5 protein-coding genes are annotated in these 5,003 nt (G+C 73.4%); all 5 read left to right on the plus strand.

What is annotated here, in order from left to right:
* Positions 1 to 71 precede the first annotated feature (71 nt).
* The 5 genes from AXW62_RS22495 (at position 72) to AXW62_RS22515 (ending at position 4,870) form a co-directional block, all read left to right on the plus strand.
* Positions 72 to 1,058 (plus strand): DEDDh family exonuclease, encoded by a 987-nt coding sequence (locus tag AXW62_RS22495; RefSeq protein ID WP_030841245.1) that lies wholly within the window; start codon positions 72 to 74, stop codon positions 1,056 to 1,058.
* Positions 1,059 to 1,121: 63 nt separating this feature from the next.
* Positions 1,122 to 1,355: a metallothionein gene (locus AXW62_RS22500; protein ID WP_079080037.1), complete on the plus strand. Its 234-nt coding sequence runs from the start codon at positions 1,122 to 1,124 to the stop codon at positions 1,353 to 1,355.
* A gap of 78 nt (positions 1,356 to 1,433) precedes the next feature.
* Complete coding sequence (locus AXW62_RS22505; protein ID WP_060946121.1) at positions 1,434 to 2,252, plus strand: SURF1 family cytochrome oxidase biogenesis protein; 819 nt, start codon at positions 1,434 to 1,436, stop codon at positions 2,250 to 2,252.
* Positions 2,253 to 2,321: 69 nt separating this feature from the next.
* On the plus strand, positions 2,322 to 4,109 hold the full coding sequence (locus AXW62_RS22510) for a glycoside hydrolase family 15 protein (RefSeq protein WP_060946122.1): 1,788 nt from the start codon (positions 2,322 to 2,324) through the stop codon (positions 4,107 to 4,109).
* 5 nt (positions 4,110 to 4,114) lie between these two features.
* Positions 4,115 to 4,870 (plus strand): SDR family oxidoreductase, encoded by a 756-nt coding sequence (locus AXW62_RS22515; RefSeq protein WP_030841237.1) that lies wholly within the window; start codon positions 4,115 to 4,117, stop codon positions 4,868 to 4,870.
* The last annotated feature ends 133 nt before the right edge of the window (positions 4,871 to 5,003 follow it).

Below are 5,003 nucleotides of genomic sequence, written 5' to 3' on the forward strand. Positions count from 1 at the left end.
ACCCCGGGCGCACCCGCCCCGACCGGCCCGCCCGTCGGGGTTGTCGGCGACGGCCCGTATGCTCAAGGACCATGCTCGAAGACCCCACGGCTGCCGCACCGCACCCCGCACCGCCGTCCTCGTGGCCGGCCACCTATCCGCAGGGTTACGCGGTCGTCGACGTGGAGACCACCGGCCTGGCCCGCGACGACCGGATCGTCTCCGCGGCGGTCTATCAGCTCGACGCCCGCGGCGCGGTGCAGGACCACTGGTACACCCTGGTCAACCCGCAGCGCGATCCGGGCCCGGTGTGGATCCACGGCCTCACCGCGGAGATGCTCGCCGACGCCCCGCGCTTCCCCGAGATCGCCGAGCAGCTCTCCGCGCGCCTCGCCGACCGCGTGCTGGTCGCGCACAACGCCGCCTTCGACTGGTCGATGCTCGCCCGTGAGTACGCCCGCACCAGGAGCGCCGCGCCGGTACGGCAGCGGCTGTGCACCATCGCCCTCTCCAAGGAGCTGGGCCTGCCGCTGCCCAACCACAAGCTGGAGACCCTCGCCGCGCACTACGGAGTGGTCCAGCGGCGCGCCCACCACGCCCTGGACGACGCGCGGGTGCTCGCCGAGGCGTTCCGGCCCAGCCTGCACCGGGCCGCCGAGACCGGGCTGCGCCTGCCGCTGCTGGCCTGCCAGCCGCTGACCGAGTGGTCCGACGGCCCGGCGATCGGCCGCCAGCGGTCGTACCGGCAGACCTGGCGCCCCAGCCGCAAGCGCCCCGCCTGCCCCTACCCCAACCCCGGGCGCTACGAGCCCGGCGGGCAGCTGGTCCAGGGCATGCGGGTGGCGTTCTCCGGGGACACCTCCGTGGACCGCGAGCTGCTGGAGGACCGGGCGGTCGAGGCCGGGCTGCACGTGGCCACCAGCGTCTCCCGGCTCACCAGCGTGCTGGTGACCAACGACCCCGAGTCGCCCACGTCCAAGACCGCCAAGGCCCGCTCCTTCGGCACGCCGATCATCGACGAGGCGGCCTTCATGCAACTCCTCCAGGACGTCACCCCCGCGCCGCCGACAAACAGGTGAAGTCGGCGCGACGCGCCCGCCCGCCGCTCGCCCGCCACCGCCCGGCCCCGCACGCTGAGGCGCATGGCACGTTGTGAGGTCTGCGGAAACGACTACCGGATGACGTTCGAGGTGCACGCGCAGGGCAGCGTGCACGTCTTCGACTGCTTCCAGTGCGCCATCCACCGCATGGCGCCCATCTGCGAACACTGCCGGGCCCAGATCATCGGGCAGGGCGTGGAGGCGGACGGCCACTTCTACTGCTGTGCGCACTGCGCGCGGGCGGAAGGGAAGGTGGGCATCGTCGACCATGTGTGACCCCGGCCACCTGCGTGGATTGTCCCCCGGCCGCCCCCACCGGCCGGGGGACAATCCACGCCGAGTAGGGTCAAGGACGTGTACCGCTTCCTGTTGACCCGGCAGTGGGTGATCCTCACACTCGTGGCCCTGGCCCTGATCCCGACGATGATCAGGCTGGGTTTCTGGCAGCTGCACCGGCATGAGCACCGCGTCGCGCAGAACCAGCTCATCGGGGACAACCTCGGCGCCCCGGCCGTGGCCGTCGAGAAGCTCACCTCCCCCGGCCGTACGGTCCCCCGCGACGACACCTGGCGCACGGTGACCGCCACCGGCACCTACGACACCGCCCACGAGGTCGTCGTCCGCCAGCGCACCGGCTCCGACGAGCAGTCCATCGGCTATTTCGTCCTCACCCCGCTGCTGCTCCCGGACGACCGCGCGGTCCTGGTCAACCGGGGCTGGATCCCGGCCGGCGCGGACCTCACGAAATTTCCCGACGTGCCCGCCGCGCCCTCCGGCAAGGTCACCGTCACCGGCCGGCTGAAGGCCGACGAGACCACCGGCAACAGCGGCATCAAGGACAAGAAGGGGCTGCCGCCCCGCCAGGTCTCGCTGATCAACAGCGAGCAGCAGGCGAAGGCCCTGTCCCGGCCCGTCCTCGGCGGCTACATCGAGCTCACCTCGTCCTCCCCCAAGGGCGGCGGCAAACAGCCCCGGACGGTCGCCGCGCCCGACCACAGCGACATCGGCCCGCACATGGCCTACGCCGTCCAGTGGTGGCTGTTCTCCGCCGGTGTGCCCATCGGCTGGTTCGTGCTGGCCCGCCGCGAGCGCCGGGACCGCGCCGCCGAGGCCGCGAAGGCCGCGGCCACCGCCGAGCAGGCCACCGCCGAGCAGGTCCCGTCCAGCACCTAGGAGGGCCCAGAATCCCCAGGGCCCAGGATCGAGGGCCTAGGATCCCGCGTCCAGGGAAGGCGCCCCGACATGGCTCAGCGCATCGACGACTACGCCCTCATCGGTGACCACCAGACGGCCGCCCTGGTCAGCCGCCATGGCTCGATCGACTGGCTGTGCCTGCCCCGCTTCGACTCACCGGCCTGCTTCGCCGCCCTCATCGGCGACCAGGACAACGGGCACTGGCGGCTCGCCCCCAAGGGCGCGGGCGCCTGCACCCGCCGCGGCTACCTGGACGACTCCCTCGTCCTGGAGTCGGTCTGGGAGACCGGGACGGGCACGGTCAAGGTCATCGACTTCATGCCGCAGCGCGACCGCGCCCCCGATGTCGTCCGCGTCGTGGAGGGCGTCTCCGGCAGCGTCGAGATGCTCGGCGTGCTCCGGCTGCGCTTCGACTACGGCCGCGTCATCCCCTGGGTGCGCCGCACCGACGGCCACCGGATCGCGGTCGCCGGACCGGACTCGGTGTGGCTGCGCTCGGAGCCCGAGGTCCACACCTACGGCAAGGACTTCAGCACCCGCTCGGAGTTCACCGTCTCCGCCGGGGACCGGGTGGCCTTCGTGCTCACCTGGCACCCCTCCCACGAGCCCCGCCCCCGGCTCCTCGACCCGTACCACTCGCTCCGCTCCAGCCTGGAGGACTGGCGCGGCTGGGCCGCCCGCTGCCGCTACCAGGGCCCGTACCGGGACGCCGTCATGCGCTCCCTGATCACCCTCAAGGCGCTCACCTACGCTCCGAGCGGCGGTATCGTCGCGGCCCCCACCACCTCGCTGCCCGAAAGCCCCGGCGGGGTCCGCAACTGGGACTACCGCTACTGCTGGCTGCGCGACTCCACCCTCACCCTGAACGCCCTGCTCCGCGCCGGGTACCGCGAGGAGGCCGCCGCCTGGCGCGACTGGCTGCTGCGGGCGATCGCCGGCGACCCGGCCGAACTGCAGATCATGTACGGCATCCGGGGCGAGCGCCGGATCCACGAGCACGAGCTCCCCTGGCTGGAGGGGTACCAGCACTCGGCCCCGGTCCGGGTCGGCAACGACGCCGTCGACCAGCGTCAGCTCGACGTCTACGGCGAGGTGCTCGACACCTTCCACCTGGCCCGCTCCGCCGGGCTGCCCGCCGAACCGCACGCCTGGAAGATCCAGACCGCCCTCATGGACTTCCTGGAATCCGCCTGGCACGACCCCGACGAGGGGCTGTGGGAGGTCCGCGGGCCCCGCCGCCACTTCGTCCACTCCAAGGTCATGGCCTGGGTCGCCGCCGACCGCGCCGTCCGCGCCATCGAGGCCCACCCCGAGCTGAGCGGCGACGTGAACCGCTGGCGCGCCATGCGCGACGCCGTCCACCGCGAGGTCTGCGACAAGGGCTACGACCCCGGGCGGTCCACCTTCACCCAGTCCTACGGCTCCACCGAGCTGGACGCCGCGACCCTGCTCATCCCCCGTGTCGGCTTCCTCCCCGCCGACGACCCGCGGGTCCTCGGCACCATCGACGCGGTCCGCCGCGAACTCAGCGAGGACGGCGTCATCCGCCGCTACACCACCGGCACCGACGGCAACCCCGACGGCCTCCCCGGCTCCGAGGGCGCCTTCCTCGCCTGCTCCTTCTGGCTCGCCGACGCCCTCCAGCTGACCGGCCGCCACAAGGACGCCCGCGCGCTCTTCGAACGCCTCCTCGGGTTCCGCAACGACGTCGGACTGCTCGCCGAGGAGTACGACCCCGCGTCCGGCCGGCAGCTCGGCAACTTCCCCCAGGCGTTCAGCCACGTCGGCCTGGTGGGGACCGCCCTCACCCTCGCGGAGGGGGTCAAGGCAGACTGACCCCCATGGATCTTGGACTCAAAGACCGGGTGTACATCGTCACCGGAGCCACCCGCGGGCTGGGCCTCGCGGCCGCCCGTGAGCTGATCGCCGACGGTGCGAAGACCGTCATCACCGGCCGCGACGCCGACACGGCGGCCGCCGTCGCCGCCGACCTCGGCCCGAACGCCGTCGGCGTCGCCGCCGACAACGCCGACCCCGAGGCCGCGGCCCGTCTCATCGCCACCGCCCGCGAACACTTCGGCGGCTTCGACGGCGTCCTCATCAGCGTCGGCGGCCCGCCGGCCGGACTCACGGCCGACCTCACCGACGCCCAGTGGCAGGCCGCCTTCGACTCCGTCTTCCTCGGTGCCGTCCGCCTCGCGCGTACCGCCGCGGAGCAGCTCTCCTCCGGCGGCGTGATCGGCTTCGTCCTCTCCGGCTCCGTCCACGAGCCGATCCCCGGCCTCACCATCTCCAACGGCCTGCGGCCGGGCCTCGCCGGTTTCGCCAAGTCCCTCTCCCTGGAACTCGGCCCCCGCGGCATCCGCGTCGTGGGCCTCCTCCCGGCCCGCATCGACACCGACCGGGTGCGCGAGCTGGACGGCCTTTCCGGCGACGCGGAGGCGGCACGCGAGCGGAACGCGGCGGCGATCCCGCTGCGGCGGTACGGGACGCCCGAGGAATTCGGCAAGTCCGCCGCGTTCCTGCTGTCCCCGGCGGCGTCCTACCTCACCGGCCTGATGCTCCCGGTGGACGGCGGCGCCCTCCACGGCTTCTGAGGGGCTCCGCCCCGGCCTTCCGGGGGGCCCCCCGCGGTCCCGCCGGGACGCNCCCGGACCCCGCCGACGCGGTCGGTCGACGACGACGGACGGGGCGGGGACCGGCCGACCCGGACCGCCCCCGGTACCGGAA

This window comes from Streptomyces hygroscopicus subsp. hygroscopicus, assembly GCF_001553455.1.
In the GTDB taxonomy this organism is placed as follows: domain Bacteria; phylum Actinomycetota; class Actinomycetes; order Streptomycetales; family Streptomycetaceae; genus Streptomyces; species Streptomyces hygroscopicus.